Source organism: Allorhodopirellula solitaria (genome assembly GCF_007859855.1).
Taxonomy (GTDB): Bacteria; Planctomycetota; Planctomycetia; order Pirellulales; family Pirellulaceae; genus Rhodopirellula; species Rhodopirellula solitaria.
Genome location: NZ_SJPK01000001.1, coordinates 429,559 through 442,468, shown reverse-complemented (window position 1 = coordinate 442,468; position 12,910 = coordinate 429,559). Strand labels below are relative to the sequence as shown.

At 56.7% G+C, this 12,910-nt stretch carries 9 protein-coding genes; 8 read left to right on the top strand and 1 reads right to left on the bottom strand.

All coding sequences use genetic code 11. The annotated features are described in order from the left end of the window. The first annotated feature begins 217 nt into the window (after positions 1–217). From pilM to CA85_RS01660, 6 genes are all read left to right on the top strand, one after another. Positions 218–2,446 (top strand): type IV pilus assembly protein PilM, encoded by a 2,229-nt coding sequence (gene pilM, locus CA85_RS01695; RefSeq protein ID WP_146389556.1) that lies wholly within the window; start codon positions 218–220, stop codon positions 2,444–2,446. 70 nt (positions 2,447–2,516) lie between these two features. Further along, positions 2,517–4,298: a hypothetical protein gene (locus CA85_RS01690; RefSeq protein WP_146389555.1), complete on the top strand. Its 1,782-nt coding sequence runs from the start codon at positions 2,517–2,519 to the stop codon at positions 4,296–4,298. A gap of 66 nt (positions 4,299–4,364) precedes the next feature. After that, on the top strand, positions 4,365–6,464 hold the full coding sequence (locus CA85_RS01675; RefSeq protein WP_186774686.1) for a hypothetical protein: 2,100 nt from the start codon (positions 4,365–4,367) through the stop codon (positions 6,462–6,464). A 5-nt stretch (positions 6,465–6,469) separates the two neighbouring features. Beyond that, on the top strand, positions 6,470–7,519 hold the full coding sequence (holA, locus tag CA85_RS01670) for a DNA polymerase III subunit delta (protein WP_146389552.1): 1,050 nt from the start codon (positions 6,470–6,472) through the stop codon (positions 7,517–7,519). A gap of 33 nt (positions 7,520–7,552) precedes the next feature. After that, positions 7,553–8,449, top strand: coding sequence for a metallophosphoesterase (locus CA85_RS01665; RefSeq protein WP_146389551.1), 897 nt, complete (start codon positions 7,553–7,555; stop codon positions 8,447–8,449). Positions 8,450–8,644: 195 nt separating this feature from the next. Then, positions 8,645–9,769 (top strand): hypothetical protein, encoded by a 1,125-nt coding sequence (locus tag CA85_RS01660; protein ID WP_146389550.1) that lies wholly within the window; start codon positions 8,645–8,647, stop codon positions 9,767–9,769. Positions 9,770–9,775: 6 nt separating this feature from the next. Here CA85_RS01660 and CA85_RS01655 read toward each other — a convergent pair whose 3' ends face one another. Further along, on the bottom strand, positions 9,776–10,081 hold the full coding sequence (locus CA85_RS01655) for a VF530 family protein (RefSeq protein WP_146389549.1): 306 nt from the start codon (positions 10,079–10,081) through the stop codon (positions 9,776–9,778). Between the two features lie 795 nt (positions 10,082–10,876). Here CA85_RS01655 and CA85_RS01645 point away from each other — a divergent pair. Continuing rightward, positions 10,877–11,089, top strand: coding sequence for a c-type cytochrome domain-containing protein (locus CA85_RS01645; protein ID WP_146389547.1), 213 nt, complete (start codon positions 10,877–10,879; stop codon positions 11,087–11,089). Positions 11,090–11,492: 403 nt separating this feature from the next. Next, positions 11,493–12,857, top strand: a complete 1,365-nt coding sequence (locus tag CA85_RS01640; protein ID WP_146389546.1) for an arylsulfatase — start codon at positions 11,493–11,495, stop codon at positions 12,855–12,857. Positions 12,858–12,910: the final 53 nt, after the last annotated feature.

The following is a 12,910-nucleotide window of genomic DNA, read 5'->3' as shown; positions in this document are numbered from 1 at the left end:
GGGATGGAAAATCTTCGATCGTGCTGCACGGAATTATGACGCAGCACTCAGCAAAAGGCGGCATGAGCGACTAAAATTTGACGTTGAAGGAGGAAAATGTGATACTAATCGGAATTCCTCCCCGCTGGCACCTCCCTGGCAGCGGAAACCATTCGCAATTTTCAAACGTAAACACTGCGTTTCCTTTTCTCCACTCCACTTCTCTCGAAAGACAACCATGGCAGGCTCCGCCGGCGTTTGGGGAATCGAAATCGGTCAAAGTGCCCTGAAAGCACTTCATTGCATCAAAAAAGGCGACGAAATTGTCGCTGACCAATTCGATTTGATCGAATATCCAAAAATTCTTAGTCAACCGGACGCTGATCCCGATGAGTTGATCGCCGATGCGCTCGTCGAACTTCTCGAGCGGCACGAAACCGCCCGCGATCACATCTGCATGAGCGTCCCGGGCCAAAGCGGATTGTCGAAATTTTTCAAACCGCCTCCGGTGGACGTGAAAAAGATCGCTGACATCGTCCGTTACGAAGCCAAACAGCAGATTCCGTTTGAGCTCTCCGACGTGATCTGGGATTACCAGATGATGCCGGGGGCGCAGGTCGAAGAAGGCTACGCCCTGGAGAGTGAAGTCGGGCTGTTCGCGATGAAGCGCGAACAGGCCTACCGGCAGCTCGCACCGTTTGACGAAGCCGACATGCAAGTCGATCTCGTCCAGCTCGCCCCGATCGCGATCTACAACGCAATCGCGTATGATCGCATGAGTGAGCGGTTGGAGACCGAAGAGTTCGATATCGATGAGCCACCGAGCTCGACAGTGATCCTGTCGATCGGTACCGACTCGAGTGATTTGATCATCACCAACGGCTTTCGGATTTGGCAGCGGAGCATGCCGATCGGTGGCAACCACTTCACACGCCAGCTCACGAAAGATCTGAAACTGACGTTTGCCAAGGCCGAGCATCTCAAACGCAACGCGCGTGAGGCGGTCGATCCCAAACTGATTTTTCAAACCATGCGTCCGGTCTTCAACGACCTCGTCACCGAGGTGCAACGATCGATCGGATTCTTCCGCGGGATCGATAAAAAGGCCAACATCACCGAACTGTTGGTGACCGGCAATACCGTCAAAATGCCGGGGTTGGCAGCGTATCTCGGGAAAAACTTGGGCTACGAGGTCCATATTCTCGATCGCTTCAACCGGCTTACCGGCGACGACGTGCTCTCGATGCCGACTTTCCGCGACAACGCTCCGACGTTCGCCGTCTGCTACGGACTCTGTCTGCAAGGGCTCGAGTTGTCTCAGGTCCACACCTCGCTCGTGCCGCGGGAGATTCTGACCCAGCGGATGATTCGGGCCAAGAAGCCGTGGGCACTGTTAGGGTTGAGCGCGTTGCTGATCGGTGCGACTGTGCAGTACATGTTCACCCAGCGGTCGTGGGCGACGACGACCGATGACGTTTGGAAGAACGCGACCAGCGCCGTGTCGCAAATGTCGAGCTACAGTTCGGCCGAAAAGTCCACCGACGCCGACTTGGAAAGTCGTTTGATGTTCCTCAATGAACTCGGTAAGGAAGTCACCGGCAATAACGACGAACGGTTGCTGTGGCTGGAGGTGCTCGAGGCGATCAACCTGATGATCCCACGGGAAGATTATCCCGACGGTGAGATTCCTTCGCCCCGAGAAATGCCGCTGCAGGATCGCAAAGACATCTATATCACCTCGATCGAGAGCAAGCATTTCGAAGACCTCGCGGAATGGTTCACCGAAGATATCGCGACGCGCTACCAAGAGGAGATGGCGAGTTGGTACCGCCAAATGGACCGCTTGCCCCCTGGGGCGATGCCAGAGGATGATAGCCTTGCGGGTGCGGACGCTGACACGGCGGCGAGCAGTTACAGCAGTGCGGATTCGGGCGCGCTCGACGAGGGACCCATCGAAGCCGGTTGGGTGATCCAGCTCAAGGGGTATCACTACTACAACAGTCCGGAACGGATGGGTTTTGAGGGTGCCAACCACGTTCGCCGTCAACTGACGACGAATTTCCTCGAGAAAGAAATCACAATGACCTCGCCCAGTGGTGAGGAACTGACGTTCACGCCGCAGCAAATGGGTTTCAGCTATCCGCTGCAACTCAACGAAAACGAGCCGAAACTCGTTCGTGTGAAGAACCCAGAATACGATCCCACGAGCGTGGCCGCGCAGATCAAACCGCCGCTTGATACCGAGCCTGGAGACGAATTGACGGGGCCGGACGGAGAAAAGGTGATCTACGAGCCGCCAACTCTCGAAGAGCAGCGGTTGGATTTCATCTTCCAAGTCGTTTGGAAACCCGTCCCGCTGCTGGAGCGGATCGAAGCCAAGAAAGCCGCTGAGGAAGCTGCGGCTGCCGCGGCCGAAGCGGAGGCGGAAGCTGCCGCTTTCAACGATGACGTCGCGATGAACCCTTAGTCCCCCCCGACCAGCCCCCTTCTCCTGTCCTCTTTTCTTCTCCACACCACTTCTGCCCACTGGCGCTACCATGGACCAGCTCAAACCCGCGATCGAATTCTTTCAGAAGCATGGCTTTTGGATTGCCGTCGGCCTGATTCTGTTGGGATCGGCTGGTATTTGGTTCAAAGTCACCGGTGACCTGGTCGCCGAGAGTGAGTCCCGCGCATCAGCGATCCGCGGTGATATCTCAAAGGTGAACAGTGTGCGGGGCGAGCTGGACGAGCATCCCAATCCGCTCTCGCACGCGAAGATGGAGGAGATGATCGCGACTCGGGAGGACCAAGTTCTCGAAGCCTGGACGGACGTCTATGAGAAGCAGAAGGATATTTTGGTTTGGCCGGAGAACTTGACTGACGAACTCAAAGACGAATACCGCACGAAAATTCCAATCGAGCAGTATGTGGAATTTCCCGTTCCCGACGAGATGAAGCTGCAGACCTTTCTGTTGAATCAGTACAAGATGTATATCGATAGGACGTTGCCGAAAATCGCCAAGATCGCCGATGCGGAATGGACAGCAAAGTTTGACTCGCAGGCGTCCGGTGGCGGTGGCATGATGGGCATGGGCGGCATGGATTCCGGTGGCGGAATGTACGGTATGGAGTCCGGGATGGGTGATTCTGGAATGGGAATGGGTATGGGGACACGTGACATCGGGATCACGGGTGTCAAGAAAGGCCCACTCGTTCGCTGGTCGGCCACCGCTCAGCAGAATCTGATTTCAGAATTGTTCCCCTGGCAAGGCCGAAGCCCCAATACCCTGGAAGTCTATTACTCGCAGGAAAGTTTGTGGATCCTGAGACAGCTGCTGGCCATCGTCGCCGAAGTCAACGGCAACGCGAAACAGCCTTTCCAAGCCAAGATTCGCGAGATCAAACAACTATCGATGGGTCGCAAGGTCCGGTTCACTGAAGGAGTTTTGGCGACACCATCGAGTCCCGGCGGAATGGGGATGGGCATGGAAATGGATATGGGCATGGGAATGGACAGCGAAATGGATATGGGGATGGGCATGGACATGGGGATGGGCATGGACGGCGGGATGGGGATGGGCATGGATTTTGACCTCATCGATCCTGCTGATAATCGCTACGTCACCCCCGATCACGAACCGATCACGGGAGCTGACCTGCGTGCGGCACTGGAGAGCGATGTTCCCGAAGACGCTCCCCTCAAAGTTGCCAAACGCGTTCCAGTGATGATGTCGGTGCGAATTGACCAACGTGCCGTCGCCGACCTGTTGGCCGCCTGTGGCAGTGCACCGTTGATGGTCGAAGTCGTCCAGACCCGGATTTTCGGCAGCGGTGATGCCCCTGCGGCATCAACGAGCGGCGGGATGGGAATGGACAGCGGGATGGGCATGGGCATGGATAGCGGTATGGGCGGTGGAGGTATGGACAGCGGGATGGGCATGGGGATGGATAGCGGCATGGGTGGTGGCGGTGGCGGCTATGGCGTCCAGGGCCAAGACCAGTTCCCACTCGATGTCAACGTCGAGGTCTACGGTCTCATTCACGTTTACAATCCACCCCGCAAGGACAAACTCGGCGTCGAGCAAGTGACGGCGGAAACCGTGATTGATGGCGAGACCATGGCGGAGAAAGTCGAAGGTGAGAAAGCCGCCGCTGAAACGCCTCAGGCACCGCCTGCTGCAGCCGCGCCTGCCCCGGCAGCAACGCCAACGGAAGATGTGCCAGCTGAGCCGATGGCAGCGCCGCCGGCGGCGGAAGCTCCAGAAAATCCTGGTGCGGCGGCTCCCGATCCGGTACAACCTAATGCTGAGGGCGCCGCGCAACCGGCCGCCTCGTAACCTCTTCGCCTCTCTCTTCTTCTCTCCTCTCGCTTTTCACAGCCAATCTGTCCCACGGTGATGCTCATGGACACTGACAAAATCAAAGACTTCTTCATCCACCACGCCGAGAAAATGGTCGTTGGTGTGGTGATCGCCGCTTCGGTGTGGATGATCTACAGCGGATTGGATTTGCCCGACATGACCGACGAGAAGAACCCTGATACGCTCGCCAGCGATGCCAAACAGGTGCGAGCGAGTATCGACGAAGACCACTCCGATAAGATCCTGCCGCCGCGCCAGCCGACCTTCGATATCGCAGCGGAACTGAAGAAGAAGAACGAGCCGATCCCCTTTGAGGAGTACGTGCCCGAACACCTTTGGGTGCCGCAGAACATCAGCGATACGGTTCGGCGACAAGATCCCGTGCTCTTGGCTCCACGCGCCTTGATGACCAGCGGACATATCGAGTCCTATGCAGTCCTCTCGTCCAGTGGCAACTATGCCGCCAGCACGCTCGAACCTGCGGAAAAGCTAGAAAAGATCGAGCAACAGCCCGTACGACGTCCACCCACGCGGGGACGACGAGGACGAGGCCGCAATGCCATGATGGAAGGAATGGACGGCATGGGCATGGGGATGGACAGTGGCATGATGGGCATGGACGGTATGGGCATGGGCATGGACAGCGGCATGATGGGCATGGACGGCATGGGCATGGATAGCGGCATGATGGGCATGGACAGCGGTATGATGGGTGCCTCAGGGATGACTGGCGCCGGACGTGCCTTCGCTCCAGAAAACAACTTTGGCTACTCCGCCTCCGCAACGAGTTACTCCCAGGGATCGACTAGCAAGAAACCTGTGCCTCAAAGCGCCTGGTTCATCGCAGGTACCGCGGTCATTCCGCACAAGGAGATCGCCGAATCCTATCAAGCGGCCCTGGCGGCCTCAGAGGGCTTCCAACCCCAACGCGATCAACCGTTGTACTTCAATTACGAAATTCAACGAGCGGACGTTACCGATAAAGCGGTCGACGCCTTGGTCGACGGGGACTGGATCAAAATCGGCGACCGGGAAAGTGATCTGAAACGCGCCGCTTTTGTCTGGGCCGGTTTCGCACCCGAACTCGTCCCGTCAGATTACCGGGACCTGAACGTGACCGGATACATTCCCCCGATTCTGCTGAGCGATTATTCGAAGTGGGCGCTGCACCCTCTGATTCCTCTCGTCTCCCGCGATGAGATCGAACGCGAGCGATTTGCTGAGGAACAAGTCACCGCCAAGGAAGTGAGCGCCGAGGACATGGAACTCGCGAATCCAGGAAATCTCGGTGGTGGCGGCATGGGCGGCCAAATGGGGATGTACGAATCGATGGGCTATTCATCGATGGGGATGGACTCGGATATGGGAATGCAGATGGGAATGGGTGTCGCCTATGGTTTGACCACGGTGGACCCAAATCCAGTCGAATACAAAATCATGCGGTTCTTTGATTTCGCCCGTGGTGGTTCCAAGATCAGCCCGATGCCGGGTCACCAGTACGTGTACCGAATTCGCTACGCCGTTCAAGACCCGAACTTCCCTGCCAACCCCAGTCACCAGCCCAAGAGTTCGACGCTCTCGGCAGATGTTTATGCTCGCGTGCAAAATCTGATGACGAAAGCGGAAACGACCGACAAACGTGACTTCCAACTTTGGAGTGACTGGAGTGAGCCGAGCCCGCCAGCCTCACTGCCTAGTTTCAACAAAGTTTATGCTGGAGAAATCAAGAACTCGAAAGGTCGCGAGTTCAAAATCGAAGGCAAGACAGTCGAGTACCACAAGGCGCCACCGACGGCCAATATCGTCAACGAGAATCACAACATTCAGTTCGCTTCTCCGATGCCAGTATGGCTCAATAACGCCACGGAAGGCTCGACCATGAGCTACACGGGCGAAGCGGATTTGATTGACCCGATCAATCTGCAGATCAAGAAGGTAGAAGATGCCAAAGTGCTCTCGGGGACGACCATCATCGATCTCGCCGGAGGACGTCCCTTGGTTGTCGTCGGTGAAGACGCCGAGCTAATGGAGCCTGGCATCGTGTTGATGTTCGACGAAAATGGTGGACTGAGCGTCAAGAGTGAAGTCCAGGACCAGCAGAAGTACCGGATCTACTCCTTCGCCGAAGAGCGTGGTTTGTAATCGGGATGTCCAAACAACACGCCTTCGAGTACTTGGCCGGCACGACACCTACCCAGGCTGGCGATTCGCTAGCCATTATTTACGGCAATGATGCAACGCTCCGTCGTTGGGCAATCGAAAAGCTTGTTGGCGATGGAGATTGGACCCAGTTCGATGGGGATGCTACCCGCTGGTCGGATCTGCGAGATGACCTCGCGACTGCTTCTCTGTTCGACTTTGACGCAGGTGATAAACGCACAGTAGCGGTGCGTTCGGCGGACAAGTTTGTGTCCAATCACCGCAATGAACTCGAGAAATATGTTGCTGCTCCAGGCGACAGTACTCGCTTCGTGATCGAACTGGATTCTCTGGCGAGCAATACGAGGTTGTACAAAGCGGCCGATAAAAACCACCTGCTTGTCGCCTGTGGAAACGCCACCGATACGAAACAGGGCGTCACCGCAGCAACGCGGAGAACGTTCCTGACCGGTTACCTCGCCTCACGGCATCGAGTGAAACTGGCAGCGGGTGCGGCCGACGCATTGATCGAGATGCTCGGTGAAGAGATCGGGATGCTCGATACCGAGATTGCCAAACTCGCATTGTACGTTGATGAAGGCGGCAAGATTGACGAGCCGTTGGTCCGCGATATCGTGGCGGGATGGCAAGGCAAGACGGTCTGGCAGATTACCGATGCAATCGCCAGTGGCGACGCCGCCGAAGCACTGCGGCAACTCGATAAGCTGTTCACGGGTGGGCAAAAAGCAATCGCTCTGTTGCCCCAAATCTCTTGGTCGCTGCGTCGGCTGGGAATGGCGACGACGCTGATCGAGCAGCGCGAACGCAGTGGACGCCCGTGGCAGTTTGAAGACATTCTCTCGACCGCCGGTATTCGTCGTCCGAGTGAGATTCAATCCGCTAAGCAGCAGCTCAAAACGATGGGCCGGCCGCGAGCCCTCCAGCTCCTTGGTTGGCTGCTCGATGCCGATTTGCGGCTCAAAGGCACCCATAGCGCTGATGGCCGAGACCGGTTTATGCTCGAACAACTCGTGCTCCGACTCGCCCGTACCGTTTGAGGCCTCATTATCCATCCACCACGCAGGCAACTGATGCCCATCAACCCACAACGCCTCGACTCACAACGTCTCGGGCGCCGAGCACTCCTGGAAAACAGTACCCTGTTGCTCACTGCGGCATCGATGGCTCCTGCCACCGTGTTTGCGGACGACGTTCCCTCGCCTTTCAAGATCGGCTTGGTGACGGACTTGCACTATGCCGACAAACCGGTGGCGGGAAATCGATACTATCGCGAAACCCTGGCGAAGCTCGAACAGGCCGCCCTGCAATTCGAACAGGCCGATCCCGCCTTCATCGTCGAACTTGGCGATTTGATCGACGCCGCGGACTCAGTCCAGACCGAGCAGAGATATCTCAAAACCATTAACCGTGAATTTGCGACAATTTGCTCGGAGCGACACTACGTCCTCGGGAATCACTGCGTCGACACACTGAGGAAGGAAGAATTTCTAGGCGGTGTCGGCCAAGAGAAATCGTATTATTCGTTTAATCAGGGTGGCTTTCACTTCATCGTGCTCGACGCTTGTTTCCGGAGCGATGGCCAGCCCTATGGACGCAAGAATTCGGTGTGGACCGACGCCAACATCCCACCTGCGGAGCTTGATTGGCTGCAGGCAGACCTGAAATCAAACCAGAGTCCAGTGATCGTGTTCGCTCATCAGCGGCTCGATGTCAGCAACAGTCACGGGGTGAAGAACAATGCGGATGTTCGCAGAGTGCTCGAGGAATCAGGCAATGTGAGAGTGGTCTTCCAAGGCCATAGTCACCAGAACGATCTCAAAGACATCGGTGGGATTCACTACTGCACGTTGGTCGCTATGGTCGAAGGCTCCGGAACCGACAACAACGGCTACTCGACTCTCAACCTTTATCGGGACGGGACGATCGCCGTCGACGGATTCCGCAAACAGGCCGATTACCGCTGGTGAGCGAAACGGATCACTAACCGGGCAAGCATGGACTGAGAACCGCTCAGCAGATGCGAGGAAGTCCCCTGGTATCGTCTGATCAGCAACTGACCATTTTTCAAGTGGCAGTCATCCAGGAGGCAGGATTCTCAAGGCACCGGCATCGAAAGTGTTTAGAATCGCCGCATCAACCCATCCAATCTGGAGAGCCAACCCATGACGTGGTTTCAGCGACTCACCGGGACCGGCGAAGATTCCCCTACACAGATTCGCGCCGAGTTGTCCGTTCGTGATGATTGCCTCGTCTGCCCAGGTGGCCAGCGGATTGCGTTTGGTCGCTTGGAAACACCGCGATTATCGGAACTGCGAGACCGCGTCTCGAAACTGACGACGGAACCGATTTGCTCCACGATCCAGGAAGTCGTTGCTGACGTCCGCCGATTGCATGCCGACCAGGACAACGCGGGAGCCGTGTTTCAAGTTGCTTCGCAATTCAACTTACTCGAAATGACCGGCCCGAGTGTCACGCCCGAACGAGGTGTTGGCATCTACGAAAACGATCCCACCCAAGGACCAGCCTGCGCGATTGCTTGTGGGGCCGGTACGATCTATCGCAACTACTTCGCTCCTGTGGTGGACTCTACGGTTGTTCGGCGAGCAGCGGGCGAATCTTCGGAATTACCAGGCGGGGCGAGCACGTCTGATTTTTCCGAGTGCGTCCTGGGTCAAACCGCCAATCATCAGATCGACTGCTCCGCCGACCTCGGTTCCGAACTCGGTAACACGGATCAGCGACTTTGGACGATGCAGAATGGCTACCTCTTTCCGACCGACGACGGCCTGGCTGAGATCGCTCAAACAATCCGATCGGCTAGCCCACCAGGACGAGAATCACTGCTCGGCTTGCTACGAATCGGATTGCAAATCGATGCTGAAGTCACCATTGCGGATGGTCGGGACCAAGTCTCTGGGCAGCCCGCGTCTGGGCAGCGGGCGTCTGGGCATCGCGTCTCCCAGGCGTACTGCTCGGCGCTACCGGTCGCATACGGCAGGCAGCCGACCGAACAATGGGCCGACTTTGCAAAGCTCATTCTCGATGCGGCCTACGAGGCAACGTTGGCCGCCGCCGTCCTCAACGCAATCCACTCCGGCAACCGCGTGGTCTATCTCACGCTGCTCGGCGGAGGTGTCTTCGGCAATCGAGACCAATGGATCATCGATGCGATCGAGCGAGCGTTCGGGAAACACGTCGACCACAATCTCGACGTCCGCATCGTTTCCTACGGTCATTCCAAACCGGCCGTTGCAGAGCTCGTACGGCGTCTGCAGAACAGCGGCTGATCGTTGCTATTGCTTACGTGCCCGATCCCAAACGCTGCCCATCTCCGTGGGTGGAACATCGCCGGATACTCCGGTTCTGCCTTTCCGCTCGTCATAGCTGATCGAATCTGAATACAGACGCTCGACCTTCGCACGCGCCCACTGCGTCTTGCGAAGAAATTTTAGGCTACTGTTGATACTCGGTTCGTGGCGAAACGAATTGATCTGGATCCGATCGCTTAAACGCTCCCAACCATACTCAGCGACCAAGTACTCGAGCATCGCTTTAAGGGTGACGCCGTGGAGCGGATTGTTCGGCTGGGATCGATTCATCGACAACGTTCAATGTAATGTGCAGTTTGGAAAGATCGCGATTTCGGTTCGGCCAATACACCCCAACCGCATTGGTTGCAATTGCCGGTTCGAAGACTGGCGTTTATAACTGTGCATGGCCTCCTGAACCAGCACGGCAATCGTGAGCGAACGAGGCAAGGGGAGAGCGGGGCAATCTGACTCAGACCTCTCGTGGTCTGCTGCCCCCCATGGTTTTTTTACCATGACACATTTCAAACGATTGAGGCGATGGAACAGTGGAGCAATTAAAAGGGCTATGGCGTGACACGTGGTGGCTATGGTGCCTATTTGGCGTTATTTCAGTCGTTCTGGCAGCCTCGACGAGTTGGGTCGTGTTGGTTGTTTTACCTTGTCTCTCGGTGAGTTTCTGCTATTTCGCGTACATCCGCTACGATGAAAATGGCAATGAAAAAGGCGATTATTGAGAGTCGTGGCGAGTCACCGCATCTTGGTTTCATCCCATCTTCGCTAAGGTCAACGACCGCTCGTGGACACGCAGCCAGCGGGTTCGAGTGAGCTGGATCTCGCCGCAGCGCATCTGACTGAGTCCGGTCAGGATAGTGGCTCGGAACACACTGACGATAGCGTGCTGCGAAACAACCGGGAGGCAACGCGATACGCTAGAATGCAAGCCGAAACCCAAGGTGAACCAACGATCTGACCTCAATCCGCGATCGCATTATACGGGCCGCTTTCTGCATTCTCGGGCTTGTCGTTCTCCCTTCCGCCAACGCCGCTGTCCCACCGCAATCGGAGCGGACGTTTAGCGAGGACATGGTCCCGCTACTGCAGCAGCATTGTTATGCCTGTCACGGTCCTGACGAGCAGAGTGATGAGTTGCGTTTGGACCGGCTGACTGCCGACTTTGCATTGCGAGAGAACGCCGCAACTTGGGTCGAAGTCCGTGACAAAATCAATCGGGGCGAGATGCCGCCGGCAGGGGAACCACCGTTGCCCAGTGAACAGATTCAAAGCATCTCTCGCTGACGATGCGACTGACGTTCGCATCGGCGGTACGGACATTCATCCGGCCAAGTACGTTACGCTGGAGAGAACCCACATTCATTACTGCGGAAGTGCTGCGGTGACGGCGAATTATCCCGGCGTCATCGTTTAGGGAATTGACGGACGCCAGCCAAAACCGGATCGAGCACCATATCATCTGGAACACCGGCGACCACGGCATTCAACCGGCAGTGGAGGCGATTATTTGCGACAACTCCATCCGAATCGCTTCCCACGATCCGTACTCGGGACCTATCCGAATCGCAGGCAACCAACACTCAGGGCAGCTTCGCCCTCACAACATCAATCACGCGACACGGTACAGCACAACGATTGCCCAGTAGCAGTAGCTTCCACACAGACAAGAACGAGAGGAAACAACAACATGAACCGCTCCCCACACTCCCTGACCCAATTTGCGATTTTCATTTTCGCTCTGTCGGTTCCCCCGCTTTGCGCCCACGCCGACGATCCTCCCAACATCATCGTCGTGATGGCGGATGATATGGGCTACGGCGACCTGGGTTGCTACGGACAAAGCCAGATCCGGACACCTCACATCGATGCCTTGTCCGAGCAAGGGATGCGATTCTCTAATGTTTACGCTGGGTCAACCGTGTGTGCTCCATCGCGGAGCGTGCTGATGACTGGCCAGCACACTGGACATACGACGGTGCGTGGCAACGTTGGCAAAGGCGGCGTCAAAGGACTCGCTGGCCGTGATGGTCGGGTGCCACTGAAAGCGAGCGACGTCACCGTTGCCGAAGTGCTGCAACAGGCAGGCTACGTCACTGCGATGACGGGCAAGTGGGGGTTGGGAGAACCGGGGACTACCGGTGAGCCCAACCAGCAAGGCTTTGACCAATGGTTTGGATTCCTCAATCAAAAACGCGCCCACGACTACTACCCCGAATACTTGTGGCTCAACGGCCGAAAGCATCCGCTGCCGGGAAACGCGTCCCCCAAACCAACCCAGTACGCGCACGATTTGTTCAGTGACTTCGCGGTTGACTTCATCGATAAAAACGCTGACAGCGAGCAGCCGTTTTTTCTATATCTGCCGTACACCGTGCCCCATAACAAGTATCAGATTCCTTCGACTGATCCCTATTCCGGCACCGATTGGACACCAAACGAAAAGGTCTACGCGGCGATGATCACCCGCATGGACCGGGACATGGGCCGTATCTTGTCTACCCTCGCTCAGCACGAAATCGCCGACGATACGATCGTGTTCTTCTGTTCGGACAACGGTGCCGCAGAGCGTTGGGAAGGGCGGTTCGACAGTAGTGGTGCATTGCGGGGGCGAAAACGTGCTCTCTACGAGGGCGGTATCCGCACACCGATGATCGTCCGCTGGCCCGGCAAAGTCCCTGCGAAAAAGGTCAGCGACGCGGCTTGGTATTTCGCGGACGTGATGCCAACGCTCGCGGAGATTGCCGGGGCGGGTTCGCCCGAGCCGATCGATGGTATCAGCGTCCTGCCCACGCTGCTCGGTAGGGTCCAACGCGAACTCGACGAGCGCATCTTGTATTGGGAATTTTTTGAGCGGGGATTTCAGCAGGCGGCTCGACGCGGCAAATGGAAGGCCGTGCGACTCGGGCCAGAAAGACCGCTCGAACTCTATGACCTGTCACAGGATGCATCCGAGCAACATAACATCGCAGCGGCAAACCCAGCGATTGTCCAGGAGTTTGAGACGATTTTGCAAACCGCGAGAACGCAATCGCAGCACTGGCCGGTGAAGTAAGCATGCTAAGATTGCTGCCATTGCTCAACTCATCATTCCATCCTTTTGCCCAG

What these genes read in the sequence shown, in the direction of transcription:
- pilM (WP_146389556.1), top strand. Translation starts at nt 218, where the DNA reads ATGGCAGGCTCCGCCGGCGTTTGGGGAATCGAAATCGGTCAAAGTGCC.
- CA85_RS01690 (WP_146389555.1), top strand. Translation starts at nt 2,517, where the DNA reads ATGGACCAGCTCAAACCCGCGATCGAATTCTTTCAGAAGCATGGCTTT.
- CA85_RS01675 (WP_186774686.1), top strand. Translation starts at nt 4,365, where the DNA reads ATGGACACTGACAAAATCAAAGACTTCTTCATCCACCACGCCGAGAAA.
- holA (WP_146389552.1), top strand. Translation starts at nt 6,470, where the DNA reads ATGTCCAAACAACACGCCTTCGAGTACTTGGCCGGCACGACACCTACC.
- CA85_RS01665 (WP_146389551.1), top strand. Translation starts at nt 7,553, where the DNA reads ATGCCCATCAACCCACAACGCCTCGACTCACAACGTCTCGGGCGCCGA.
- CA85_RS01660 (WP_146389550.1), top strand. Translation starts at nt 8,645, where the DNA reads ATGACGTGGTTTCAGCGACTCACCGGGACCGGCGAAGATTCCCCTACA.
- CA85_RS01655 (WP_146389549.1), bottom strand. Translation starts at nt 10,081, where the DNA reads ATGAATCGATCCCAGCCGAACAATCCGCTCCACGGCGTCACCCTTAAA.
- CA85_RS01645 (WP_146389547.1), top strand. Translation starts at nt 10,877, where the DNA reads ATGGTCCCGCTACTGCAGCAGCATTGTTATGCCTGTCACGGTCCTGAC.
- CA85_RS01640 (WP_146389546.1), top strand. Translation starts at nt 11,493, where the DNA reads ATGAACCGCTCCCCACACTCCCTGACCCAATTTGCGATTTTCATTTTC.